At 36.3% G+C, this 12638-nt stretch carries 13 protein-coding genes and 1 riboswitch; of the genes, 7 read left to right on the top strand and 6 right to left on the bottom strand.

Features of this window, described 5'->3' with window-relative positions:
- Nucleotides 1–62: 62 nt before the first annotated feature.
- Both BLR36_RS15945 and BLR36_RS15940 read left to right on the top strand, forming a co-directional pair.
- The gene (locus tag BLR36_RS15945; protein WP_093062736.1) at nt 63–1355 is read left to right on the top strand and encodes a phytoene desaturase family protein; all 1293 of its coding nucleotides are present in this window, start codon (nt 63–65) and stop codon (nt 1353–1355) included.
- Nucleotides 1345–2208, top strand: coding sequence for an RNA polymerase sigma-70 factor (locus BLR36_RS15940; protein WP_093062735.1), 864 nt, complete (start codon nt 1345–1347; stop codon nt 2206–2208). Before BLR36_RS15945 ends, BLR36_RS15940 begins: the two co-directional genes overlap by 11 nt.
- 72 nt (nt 2209–2280) lie before the next feature.
- Here the strand turns inward: BLR36_RS15940 and BLR36_RS15935 are convergent, their stop codons facing one another.
- Nucleotides 2281–2964, bottom strand: a complete 684-nt coding sequence (locus BLR36_RS15935) for a hypothetical protein (protein ID WP_093062734.1) — start codon at nt 2962–2964, stop codon at nt 2281–2283.
- A 123-nt stretch (nt 2965–3087) separates the two neighbouring features.
- Here BLR36_RS15935 and BLR36_RS15930 point away from each other — a divergent pair, with 123 nt between their 5' ends.
- On the top strand, nt 3088–3582 hold the full coding sequence (locus tag BLR36_RS15930; RefSeq protein ID WP_093062845.1) for a L,D-transpeptidase family protein: 495 nt from the start codon (nt 3088–3090) through the stop codon (nt 3580–3582).
- 87 nt (nt 3583–3669) lie between these two features.
- Here the strand turns inward: BLR36_RS15930 and BLR36_RS15925 are convergent, their stop codons facing one another.
- From BLR36_RS15925 to BLR36_RS15915, 3 genes are all read right to left on the bottom strand, one after another.
- Complete coding sequence (locus BLR36_RS15925; RefSeq protein ID WP_093062733.1) at nt 3670–6033, bottom strand: polyprenyl synthetase family protein; 2364 nt, start codon at nt 6031–6033, stop codon at nt 3670–3672.
- Between the two features lie 105 nt (nt 6034–6138).
- Nucleotides 6139–7197: an LLM class flavin-dependent oxidoreductase gene (locus tag BLR36_RS15920; RefSeq protein WP_093062732.1), complete on the bottom strand. Its 1059-nt coding sequence runs from the start codon at nt 7195–7197 to the stop codon at nt 6139–6141.
- A gap of 263 nt (nt 7198–7460) precedes the next feature.
- On the bottom strand, nt 7461–8648 hold the full coding sequence (locus BLR36_RS15915) for a DHH family phosphoesterase (protein ID WP_093062731.1): 1188 nt from the start codon (nt 8646–8648) through the stop codon (nt 7461–7463).
- A gap of 162 nt (nt 8649–8810) precedes the next feature.
- A riboswitch (Lysine riboswitch) is annotated at nt 8811–8990 on the top strand.
- Between the two features lie 120 nt (nt 8991–9110).
- Here BLR36_RS15915 and dapA point away from each other — a divergent pair.
- From dapA to BLR36_RS15900, 3 genes are all read left to right on the top strand, one after another.
- Nucleotides 9111–9998 (top strand): 4-hydroxy-tetrahydrodipicolinate synthase, encoded by an 888-nt coding sequence (dapA, locus tag BLR36_RS15910; protein ID WP_093062730.1) that lies wholly within the window; start codon nt 9111–9113, stop codon nt 9996–9998.
- A 154-nt stretch (nt 9999–10152) separates the two neighbouring features.
- Nucleotides 10153–10341: a hypothetical protein gene (locus tag BLR36_RS15905; RefSeq protein WP_093062844.1), complete on the top strand. Its 189-nt coding sequence runs from the start codon at nt 10153–10155 to the stop codon at nt 10339–10341.
- A gap of 10 nt (nt 10342–10351) precedes the next feature.
- On the top strand, nt 10352–10609 hold the full coding sequence (locus BLR36_RS15900; RefSeq protein WP_093062729.1) for a spore coat protein: 258 nt from the start codon (nt 10352–10354) through the stop codon (nt 10607–10609).
- A gap of 70 nt (nt 10610–10679) precedes the next feature.
- Here BLR36_RS15900 and BLR36_RS19085 read toward each other — a convergent pair whose 3' ends face one another.
- Nucleotides 10680–11390, bottom strand: coding sequence for a ferritin-like domain-containing protein (locus tag BLR36_RS19085; protein WP_254771433.1), 711 nt, complete (start codon nt 11388–11390; stop codon nt 10680–10682).
- Nucleotides 11391–11616: 226 nt separating this feature from the next.
- Between BLR36_RS19085 and BLR36_RS15890 the strand changes: the two genes are divergently transcribed.
- Nucleotides 11617–11967 (top strand): VOC family protein, encoded by a 351-nt coding sequence (locus tag BLR36_RS15890; protein WP_093062728.1) that lies wholly within the window; start codon nt 11617–11619, stop codon nt 11965–11967.
- Between the two features lie 76 nt (nt 11968–12043).
- Here BLR36_RS15890 and BLR36_RS15885 read toward each other — a convergent pair whose 3' ends face one another.
- Nucleotides 12044–12556: a YehS family protein gene (locus BLR36_RS15885; protein ID WP_093062727.1), complete on the bottom strand. Its 513-nt coding sequence runs from the start codon at nt 12554–12556 to the stop codon at nt 12044–12046.
- Nucleotides 12557–12638 lie beyond the last annotated feature (82 nt).

The following is a 12638-nucleotide window of genomic DNA, read 5'->3' as shown; positions in this document are numbered from 1 at the left end:
GTCACAAACTTCTCTTCTCCCCCGTCTTGATTTATAAAGGACCTTAGGGAGGAATTCACATTATGGATAATAAGTGGGATGTTGTAATAGTCGGCGGTGGTTTGGCGGGTTATGTTGCAGCTAATTATTTGGCTAAAGCAGGAATGTCTATTTTGATCATTGAAAAAGATAAAAAAGTTGGTGGCAGGGCAAGGACGGATAAGATTAATCAGCAGTTTTTTAATCTTGGTCCTCACGCTTTTTATACAAAAGGAAATGCAGCACCTATACTTCAGGAATTAGGAATAGAATTACATGGTAAGTCACCTAAGCTAAACGGATTATTAATAGATAATAGGGTGGAATACACTGCTCCTTTTACCCCCTTAGGAGTACTTACAACTGGCCTTTTTAGCTGGAAAGAGCGTATGGATTGGCTGAATATTTTATGGAAAATTAAAAGTATGAAAATAGAAAACCTTTCAGAGCAAACGTTTCAGCAATGGGTTCAAGAAATAGCCCAATCAAAAAATGTCCAAAAGTTACTCCTTATTCTAGGTCGCCTATCAACCTACTGTCATGCCCCAGAGAAAGTAAGCGCCCGTGTCATTGTCGCCCATTTAAAGATGGTTCTGGGAGGGGTACTTTATATTGATAAAGGCTGGCAGACAATTATTGACCAGCTCCATAACAAATCCGTAACTTCAGGGGTTCAAATACAAACTGGTGTGAGGGTGAATGAATTTAAAATGACAGAAAAGAATTTTAGACTATCGCTTTCTACCGAAGAGGAACTAACATGTAATTATGTGCTTAGCACAACCGGTCCCCGAGAGCTTATGAAAATGTTAGGTGACAACATCACACAAGCGCAGTTGGATTTTTTTACGCAAGTAATACCTGTAAAGGGAGCCTCTTTAGACGTCGCACTAACACAGCTTCCTAAACCAAATCGATTATTTGCTATGGAAGTAACGGAACCCTTTTATTATTCCGTCCATTCAAATGCTGCTATCCTTTCCGAGAACGAAAATACTGTTGTGCTACACGTGTTCAAATACCTTCATCCAGATGATAATATTAATGGAAAGCTACTTAAAAACGAGCTTGAACAATTTTTAGAAAAAATACAGCCTGGATGGCAAAACTACAAAGTTTCAAGTCGTTTCATGCCTACTATTACTGTAAACCAGCGCCTACCTCAAATAGGAGAAGATCATAAGTTACAGTGTTCTAAATTGGCGATGTCAGGATTATATTTAGCAGGGGACTGGACATCACCTCACTCCATTTTGTCTGAAGGAGCTATCATTAGTGCAAAGCAAGCTGCCGAAGAGATAATAGAAAAAGAACAGAGGTTATATTGTGCAAATTAGTAATGAAGATTACCAACTGTATAAACCGTTATTGTTTTCTATAGGTTATCGTATGCTCGGATCTGTAGTTGAAACCGAAGACATTGTGCAAGAAACTTTTTTAAAAGTCTATCAAATTGAAGAAGACAAAATTGAAAACGTAAAAGCATATCTATGTAAGGTGATGACAAACCGCTGTATAGATAGCTTAAGGTCTTCTCGACATAAACGAGAGGAATACGTGGGGCCATGGAATCCTGAACCCTTATTGCTTGAGGAATTACATTACCTCGATCCATCTGAGCTTGTTCTCCAAAAAGAAGGCTTAAGTATTGCTTACTTAAGGATGATGGAAAATTTGGCACCAGATGAAAGAGCGGTTTTACTATTAAGAGAAGCTTTTAATTTTTCTTATTCGGAAATTGCAAATCTCTTAGAGAAGAAAGAACAAAACTGTCGTAAAATATTCAGCAGAGCAAAGAAAAAAGTCGCTGGTATAGAAACTGAAAGTCTAAACTATACAGCAAACAAGTCTATTGTTGAACAATTTATCCGAGCTTTTGAACAACAGCATATGAATACATTGCTAGAGCTCTTATCCGAAAATGTTATTCTCTACTCAGATGGAGGAGGAAAAGTAAGAGCAGCTATACGACCCATCTATTCTTCAACAACTGTATTGGCATTTTTATACGGTATCTCAAAAAAAACTTCTGCAGATTATTATTTTAAGATTAAAAATGTTAATGGTCAGCCTGCAATCTTAAATTATATGAATAGTAAGCTACACAGTGTCATTAGCTTTTCCATTAAAGATGACAAAATTGAAGAATTCTATATTACGATGAATCCTGATAAATTACCCATCTCCTAAAACTCTATAGAGACTGCCCCTAATGAACTATCTAGGGACAGTCTCTTTATTTGTAAGTGCTTATATGCAAGCTTATTGCCAAAGTCGCACAGCTACGTTGGAATGCTCATAGCGTTTAATAATAATACAGATTTTTTGATACCATTCGTTACAAATTGAAATTGCTTCTGAATATTCTTCAGAATCTAGGAAAAGGATCTGTTCATTCTGTATAAATGGATATTCTAAAATAGGATTAGCTATATCGTCTACTACTATTTTTAAACTCAATGCTTCAATAGATTCATCCTCTTCCTCTTCTTCGTCATCAGATTCTTCATAATCCTCTATTTCTTCATCATTTTCTAGCGTACTTTCCAATATACCGTCTTTGGGATATAAGTTTAGAACCCGCTCGTCTTCCACAATCGCAACCTCGAGCACTTGAGAAAAAGGAATAGCTGCTATATTAAAATCTTCTGCAATGGAATCTCTTTGGAGAAGATAAAAAATACTATTCACATCATCTATAAGCATAACATTTAACAAATTGTCCGAACTAAGACTTTCTGTATGAGGAATTTCAGCGAGCAGTTCCTCTAATCTCCTTCTATTTTCCAAGTTTCTTCCATTAATAATACGTTGCCATTCCAAAACTCCCCAAAAAAATAATACTAATGAAATGATTAAATAGAGACCTATTGCTTTGGTGCTTTCCAGTGAAAGTGATAATGCGAAATAGACTATGAATAATAGAAATATAAATAATATCTTCAATCTCTCATTCCACCTTTAGAATTCTGTTATAAGAGATTCTATTCATGAAACTATGTTCTTATTCTACCTGATGAAGCATTTTTAAAAAGTAGCATATAATGTACTAGAACGGAGGTGTTTACACTGATTCATACAGTTCAACAAGGAGAAACACTGAGTCAAATAGCTAGAGACTACCGTACTCCCCTTTCCAAAATCATAAGCGCAAACCCATCTATAAATCCGCATGTACTTTTTATTGGTCAATCCATTGTGATCCCAGGCTTTCCAGATCCAAATACGCTTCCTTATCAAATAGAGATATCCATAAACAATCGGAGGTTACGATTACGAAAAAACGGTCTTTTACAAAAGCAGTACCCAATAGCTATTGGAAGAATATTATTCAATACGCCAGTAGGGGATTTTATCATTATCAATAAAGTCCCTGATCCTGGTGGACCTTTCGGCACAATGTGGATGAGTCTATCCAAAGAACATTACGGTATTCACGGCACGAACGATCCTAGCTCCATTGGTAAAGCTGTATCACATGGCTGTATTAGGATGCACAATAAAGATGTGGAGGAGTTATCCAACTTGATCCCAATAGGAACTCCGGTTTCCATACGGCCGTAACCCATAAATGCAGCAGAATTTTAAAAAGAGACTACTCCTAAAAGTCATTCAATCATGACGTTTAGGGGTAGTCTATTCCATTACATTTTATTTATCGCGATTGATAATATAATCTAAAAAGTGTTTCAAGAAATTGATATTCCGTGGTACATCCTGTAAAGATTCCATCGCAACACAGTAATTCTCCCACATTTCTTTTTTAGCTTCCTCCACCCCTAAAATAGAAACAAAAGTAGAGCTGTTATTTTCTATATCCTTACCAATCGTTTTTCCTAGTAAGGCTGTATCACCTTCCACATCTAGAAGGTCATCCTTAATCTGAAATGCAATACCGGCATGGCGGGCAAATTTTTTCAATGCTTCTATTTCTAATTTACTAGTATTTGCGAGAATCGCTGGCATTAAAATAGATGCTTCAAAACCAAGTCCAGTTTTGTAAAAGGACATAGTATTTAGTTGTTCTAAAGTCAATTGCTGCCCTTTTGAATCTAAATCCATTGCTTGACCTCTGCACATATCCGCAGTCACTTGAGCCGAATATTGGATAAGCTTAAGCACCCTTTTTGAATCGAACTGCTCCAAAGTAGTTTGCTCCCAAATAGCCTTCTGTGTAAGGAAAAGGCCAGTTAACTCTGCAATGGAGACATTATAAACCTCATGGAGTGTTGCACGACCTCTGCGTAGTTTTGCATTGTCTTGAGATGGAAGATCATCAAAAATGAGAGAAGCAGTATGCATATATTCTAATGATTTTAAAAGGGCCTCAAGTGTGGAAGGGGTTAAGCCATATGCGTTTACTCCCATAAACCAAGTTACGATCGGTCGTAATCGCTTTCCTTCTCCTGCAAGACTGTAATTTGCAGCATCTATTATGGAATTGTTCATCTCATTCGTTTTAGGGATATTCAGTATCTTATTAATCTCACTACGTATTGTCTTGGCCTTATCGATAAAATCTTCCTGACCTTGTCTATCATTTTTCAAACTTGCAATCATATGATCTCGCAGTAGCTTGTCGAAAAAATCTACATCATCCGCTTTTCGTACCATTTGTTGAATTAGTTTGTTGAATTTTGAATTTCCTGAAGCAAAAAGTTCCATTACTTCTTTGTACTTCTCCTTACCCGCTCGCTCCCTATATCGTTTTAATCCGTTTATAGCCCGGTCTAAAATTACTTCACGTGTCATTTTATCGGAATGATAAACTTGATGAATTAAATTAGAGATTACCGTCCAGTACAATTCAAATGGATTGATAAGATCTGATCGTTTATCATGATACTTCAAGTAGTATGTATAGGGAGTTACTGCACCATCCTTCAAGTCATCAAACATATCTGCAAAATCATCTGCAAGTTGATTGTATATGCCATAAAAAAATGTTCGGCTGTCGAATCCCTCATCCTCTGGAGCTCCAATTACAGAACGGACAATCAATCGTGAAGATGCGGATTTTAAAATAACTGGAATATAAAGCTCTTCATTCGTATAGTTTTCATTAGCTAAATCTTTTTTACGATCTATTTCTTGCGAATTAAAAAATACATAGGATTGTTCGAAAAAACCTTCTCTTTTCTCTGGTCGTTGATGGGCTTTAATAAATTCAAAGGCTTCTCTAAGTTCTGAATGAATATAACCGATTAGCTCTGAATTTTTTCCTGTCCAATCATCTAATGCAGGCACAACTCCTGTAGTAAGGGTGGTACGTATTAACTGTGCGTATTGTTTTTCTTCTTTTTCGGATAAAATTTTTGCATCTAGTAAATCATCGATAAAAGGATAGGTCAATCCATAGGAATACCCGAGTCTAATCGCCTTTTTGAGCCGTTTCTGACGCTCTTCTAGAGAAATTGCATCAGTCATTTCTTCAATCTCTTGCATAATTACGCCTGCAATAATTTTAATAAGCTTTCGCTTGGCATGTTCTGCATCCATCTCCTTCGGAATATTTGCGGAGACAATCTTAAGCTTATTTATCAGCCATATGAAAGTTGACTCTAACCCCTCCTTCTGAGCAAGTCGGTACAAGCCTGTCATGCTGAACATCTCTGTATCATTCTTTTGGTTCACAGAATTAGATAAAAGATTTGTTTTCAAGCTATTTACTATATCGCGAATCCTTCTCTCTGTGTCTGGAGAGTTCAATGCTTTACCTAAATCTCGCATAAAAATATAGGAAATGCTTCGATTCAAATAATTATCTAGTTTCCCTGTATAATTGAGCCACTTTATATAATTGTGGTAACTACCAGCATTAGCTTTTTCTTTTCTTTTTGGAAACAAAGAATAATGACGGATATGGTTATGTTTCCATAAGTGTATATCCTCCGTTAAAGTTGGCACATATGTTTTTTGCTTAACTTGTGCATAAAGTGATTGGAAATAATGATTAGCCTTCTCCTCTGCTTTTTGGTAGCATTCATCGGCATGGATGATGAATTTCTCGTTCATATCATTACTCACCTTCACTTCTCTTTTATTGCTTAAGATGAAAAAAGAGAACGAAATCCGTTCCCTTCTTATTTCTTCTTATATGTTTATTACAAACGAAATAAATTAATTACTTTCACCCGATGCTTCCCATCTATCTATTTCTGCACGAACGATTGGTGCTACTTCTTTACCTAGCAGTTCGATCGCTTTCATCACATCTTCATGGGGCATGGATCCAACTGGCACATGAAGCATGAAGCGTGTGATGCCAACGTTTTTACGTAGGAATATAATTTTTTCTGCAACAGTTTCTACATCTCCAACATATAAAGCGCCTTCTAAGCTACGTGCAGCATCGAATGTAGAACGCGTATACGGACCCCAACCACGTTCTCTTCCTAAAACATTCATCGCTTGCTGTGTCGGTGCGAAAAATTTATCTACAGCAATGTCTGTAGTTTCTGCAATAAAGCCGTGAGAGTGTGATGCAACAGTTAACTTCGATACATCATGTCCTGCTTGAGTAGCCGCTTTTTTATAAAGCTTCACGAGTGGCTCAAACTGTAGTGGACTTCCACCAATAATAGCCAACACAAGTGGTAATCCTAAAAAACCAGCGCGAGCAACAGATTGCGGAGTTCCCCCACTAGCGATCCAAACTGGTAACGGGTTATGTACCGGACGTGGATAAACTCCGCGGTTATCAATAGTAGCACGATGCTTACCACTCCATGTAACCATTTCAGACTCACGTATTTTCAATAGCAAATCTAGCTTCTCTTCATATAATTCATCGTAGTCTTTTAAATCATAGCCAAAAAGTGGGAAGGATTCGATAAAGGAACCACGTCCTAACATTATTTCTGCACGACCATTGGAAATAGCATCTAATGTAGAAAATTCCTCAAATACTCGCACTGGATCATCCGAAGAAAGTACAGTAACGGCGCTTGTGAGTCTAATTTGCTTCGTCCGAGAAGCAGCTGCAGCTAAAAGAACTGCTGGTGCAGATGCAGCATAATCCTTTCGATGATGCTCTCCCACCCCAAATACATCCAAGCCTACCTGGTCCGCTAATACAATCTCTTCTATAACCTCGCGAATACGCTCTGCATGGCTAATTACTTTACCCGTTTTTACATCCGGAGTTGTTTCGACAAACGTTGTTATTCCAATTTCCATATGATTTGCCTCCTTCATTTCTTCAGCCTCATTATTTTCTAAATAAGTCTCTCGGCTTAATGATACCTTATCATTCAATTTATATTCAATTTTCCAGTTTCATTAGAAGGAGTGTCATTTGGAGAAATATTCCGTTTCGCAAGTAAATCGAGATGAAGTGCGAGTAAAGTTACGCCGAAAGCGAGTATGCAATGACGAAGCGAGAGTAAAGGAACCATTCGGTAATTAATATCAACCAAGAATTTAAAATGGCTACTAGTATATCAGGAGTTCTCTCTTTTTTTCACTTCACTCATTAAGTAATCGACGAAAAGATCGTCTCTAACTAAAGCAGCCTCGTAGTTCCGCTTTAAGAAACGCTCCCCTTCATCAAAGCTAGTAAAGGTTTGTTCGATTGCAACTTTATCTTTTTCCAGAATCCAATCGTCCCCATTTTTAGAATACAAGATGAACGTTTCATTATTTCTATTTTTATAAAACGAACCAAAGGATGATTGTTTCAAATTATATTGATTTCTTTTTGCGTCTTCTAAAATTGGTGATAGGTGGAATGTGTCCAAAACAAATAACTTATAGGCTTCCTCTGTTAAATTACAGCCAGATGCTTTTTGATGTCCCCCACCGCCGAACTGTCCAGCAATTTTCGATACATCGATATGGTCATAAATTGTACGAAGAGAGATTCTTTTCCCTCCCATAATTACGATTGCTATATAGTCGAGATGCGGATACTCTTTACCTAGTTCATTGCCAAGCTCAGAATGATACGTTTCTGCATATACAACACCAGCTAAATGTTCTCCTACTTTTGCCTGGACAATCTCTTTTTTCTTTCGACGAATATAGCGGTCAATCTTGTCTTCTTCCATAAGTAATATTTTCTTTTCAAATTCATCAAAATTGAATGTCTCGCTAGTACGGAGACGCTCCAACATCTTTTCTTCAAATTCTTCTATAGCTATTAAATAGAAAAGCGAGTTTAGCGAATGAGCACGTTGGTTTCCGTTCTTCTCCCACTCCCATGTATCATATTGCCTAACTAACTCTACAAATTCCGATAGCGTAGTGGTAGGTTTCAACAGCTCTTTATTTACAAGATATTCATATAATAACGATGTAGCGGAAGTTAATTTACCTTCAGAGTCTTCTACTGAAATATAACCCCACTCATAATCATTAAAATGTAGAGCAGATTTGTGATGGTCAATTAGTTGGAGCTTTCCCTGTTCATGGTAAAAGTCCTCTAGTTTTTTTTCATTCTCTTCATTTGGAGTTAAATCCGTTATGAATAAAAACGTATCCTGGTTTTCATTTTCTAAAAAGTATTCAATCTCTCGATTAAGTGCTGAAATCGAATTATAACGCACCTTCACTTGCTCACCAAAAGCGAGCTTTGCTAAGATGCCACATCCGACTCCATCTAAATCATTATGAGACAATAATTTATACATCCTTTTCACCTCTAGTATAGTATGGTTATTTCGTGAGAAACTTATTATTAGAACTTACCTCTAATAGCTTTATATTTATTTTACATGTAATCTGTTGCAATAGTAGGAAAAACCATGTATTATTTTAGTAATTAAATATTCTCTTATTTCAAATACATTTGAAGTAAGGATAGAGGCGCAAAGACCATCAGTACACTTTTGGAGGAGAATGAGATCCTGTGACATTTGTGGAAAGGGGAATTTGCCGAAGTTGAAAGAATCTCATTTTTCTTGAAGCTGGTTCTGTTGTTGAACAAACACTGGATTGTCATATAGGAGACTATATGGAGGGCTATCTTACGCACAGAAATATTACTTTATTTCTATTGCAGCAACGAGCCCTCGTTGTTGCTTTTTTGCGTCTACTGAAAAATGCCCTTCTCCCTGAATTTTTAATAATAAATTATAGGATGTGGAGAAGTTATGAATTTTGGACAAATATTAACGGCTATGGTTACTCCTTTTGATCACAACGAGGAGATCGACTTTCCAGCTACACGAAATTTAATAAATTACTTAATCAATAATGGAACAGAAGGATTAGTCGTATCTGGTACAACTGGAGAGTCTCCGACATTAACGGAGGAAGAAAAAGTTCAACTGTTTAAATTTACTGTGGAGGTTGTGAATGGTAGGGTTCCTGTAATTGCTGGAACTGGCTCGTATAACACAAAAGCGTCCCTCGAGCTAACAAAACGTGCAACTGATGCAGGTGTGGATGGTATTATGCTAGTTGTCCCTTATTACAGCAAACCATCACAAGAAGGCATGTACCAGCATTTCAAAGCAATTGCAGAAGCTACATCCTTACCAATTATGCTTTACAATATTCCAGGTCGTAGTGCCGTCAATATGACCGTTGATACAGTAATCCGACTGTCTCAAATATCTAATATCGTATCGATAAAGGAAGCTAGCGGCAACTTAGATACAATGGCTGAAATCATCAGCAATACACCCGAAGACTTTTCGCTCTATAGTGGCGACGATGGGTTAACAATTCCAGTACTATCCATTGGAGGAGCTGGTGTCGTTTCCGTAGCATCACATGTTATCGGAAACGAAATGCAAGTAATGATTGCAAAGTTCAACAGTGGTAATGTAAAAGAGGCTGCAAATGATCACCGCACGCTATTGCCTATTATGAAAGCATTGTTTGCTGCACCAAATCCAACACCTGTAAAAACAGCTTTAAATTTAAAAGGTATTCCCGTAGGTGGCGTACGCCTACCAATGATTCCATTAACCACTGAGGAACTTAACACATTACAAAATGTATTATCCTCACAGTTAGAAACAGTATCATTATAAGAAAAAAGAGCGGACTCCATCTACATAGGAATTCGCTCTTTTTTACTTGGCTCTTTTAAAAGAAAAGGCTTATATGCAAGCTATTTTTGAGTGGGACCTATTAAGTATATATTTTATGAAGTCGGGAATTTTAAAAGTGAAAGGAGGATTATCTATGAATCATAATCTAACTGAACTAGAAGTAGAGCATTTACGGAGTTTAATCGGTGGACATGGAACAGTTGCTAAGAAGTTGGAAGCGTATGCGCAAAGTTGTACAGACCCTGAACTGAAGACAATCTTTGAAAGAGATGCCCAAGCCGCAAAACAAGCACAACAAGATTTAATGTCTTATTTAAATTAGGAGGATTTATATGTTTCAAGATAAAGAGATGGTAAATGATTATCTTGCAGGATTAAATGCAGGTCTAACAGGTTATGCACATATTATCGCCCAAACTAATAACTCAGAACTAAGACAAACTTTGATTCAACTGAGAAACCAGGATGAATCCCGCCAAAGAACTTTATATAGCTATGCGCTTCAAAAGGGATATTACAAACCTGCAGCTCCTGCTTCACAAGAAGTAATTAATCAATTGAAAACTCAACTAATATCTGAACATCAATAAATTATACTTGTATATAACTGAAGCCGAACCCCATTTGTTAAGGAGTCGGCTTTAAGTTTTTAGTACTCCATTATTCCCTCATTTGTTTACTTTGTTGAAGAAGTACTGATTGACCTGTTCGTTCCCAGTCTTCAACCGTCTTATATGCAAATTCAGGTGAATATCCTTTTCCCACAAGTACACCCATCAAGATAAATTCCTGAAGGATATGTTTGGTATTAATACCTCTCTTGAAATCCTCTAATCCTTCTTCTACCAAGTAACTTGTATGGTTAATCCATTCATCAGGTGTTTTGTTCTGATTGTCAGATAAACTACTTTTTTTATCAACATAATTTTCCGTATACATAAAATTATATAAAGTTGCATGTTTAAGTTCATCTGTTAATATTTCGAATACGATGTCTCTATAGTACCGATTTGGCAGTCCAGCTCGAATGACACGATATTTTTCCATTGCTTTTAATTCGCCAAATAGGGCTTTTTTTAATCCTTCTAGATATGTTGCAGGGGGAACAAATTTTTCTTCTTTTTCTAAAGCTACTTCCTGTCCTGTTAATTGTTTGTACATTTGTTTATACAATTTATTATGTCGTATTTCATCATTTCTGATGGATGTAATGATTTCTTTTTGTTCATTATTAGGGGCTACTGATATTAAATAATCATAAAATAATTGATCTTCCTTTTCACCTTGTACAGCTTCTGCCATCAATTGTAATGATTTTTGAAAGGCTTGTGGGTCATACATTTGATTGTGTTGATAATTCATTTGATACACGAAAATCCTCCTTTTAACTTCAGACTTTCTTATGATATGTGGAATTTCAAAAAACTGTTACCTAAACTTAATTTTATAAACCAACGGTGGTGTTGTTCCAGAAAGGGATTGACGTCTATCTTGTTGAATTTATTATTAGGGGCTAAGCAACTACACTTCGACGTTAATTTAATAAGAAAACTGAGCGACCAAGCATAAAAATTATATGCAGAAAGGAGTTAGTGAAATGATAAAAGGTTTTGGAGGAATATTTTGGAGAACTAAAAATATGGAAGTTATAAAAAAATGGTACAGTGAAGTTTTAATGATTGAAGAAATAGAAAGCTGGAATGGGACAGTGATTAAACCTCAATTAGGAAATGAGACTATCTTTTCTTTCTTTAAAGAGGACGACAGTTATTTTCCAAAAGAACAGCAAGTAATGTTAAATTTCCAAGTACATGATCTGAATGAGACTATTAAGCATCTTGAAAAAATTGGTGTACCTCTTGCAAAGGAAAAAGAAGTTAGTGAATATGGAAAATTTATTTGGATTAAAGATCCTGAAGATCGACTTGTAGAGCTTTGGGAGAAATAGAGCATTTTATGATTTGAAATTAAATTAAAAAAACAAGAAAAAATGAGTTCGGATCTTTCTCCAAACTCATTTTTCTTTAACCTCTATATTTAACCGCTAGACCTTTTAAGAATTTGCGAGCGAAATTATCTCCGCATTCTTTATAATTACGATGACCAGGCTTTCGTAAAATAGCACCAAGTTCGCCTTTTGAAACAGCGATACCACCATCATCTAAAATATCTAACATATCCTCTGTTGTTAATTGTAGTGCTACCTTGAGCTTCTTTAATAGCATATTATTCACATGGTCCTTCTGCTGCTCAGTTGGCTCTGGACTAGCTGGCAGTCCTGGTTTAGGGTCCTGTTTTCCTCTTTTATAAGTGATGAAACCATTTAAAAATGACTCCAGCATTTTATTATTACACTTCATATGGGTGTCATCATCCACTACTTCTTCATCGCCATCATCTTCTTTTGATTTCGTTAGAATTTTGAGAACCTCTTCCTTTGTCACTTCCACGCCACCAAGTTTAAAAATCTCTACCATTTCCTTATTTTTAATATCTAAGGCATATCTCAATCTGATTAATATATCGTTATTCTCCATTTAAAAGCCTCCTATAATTATTAATAGAATAGCACTTCTTCTATAATTTGAGCTAGTAATAAAAAACTGGAGAAGAAAATTT

Origin of the sequence: Psychrobacillus sp. OK028, from assembly GCF_900103605.1 — a bacterium.
In the GTDB taxonomy this organism is placed as follows: domain Bacteria; phylum Bacillota; class Bacilli; order Bacillales_A; family Planococcaceae; genus Psychrobacillus.
This window is presented reverse-complemented; position numbering and strand designations above follow the sequence as displayed.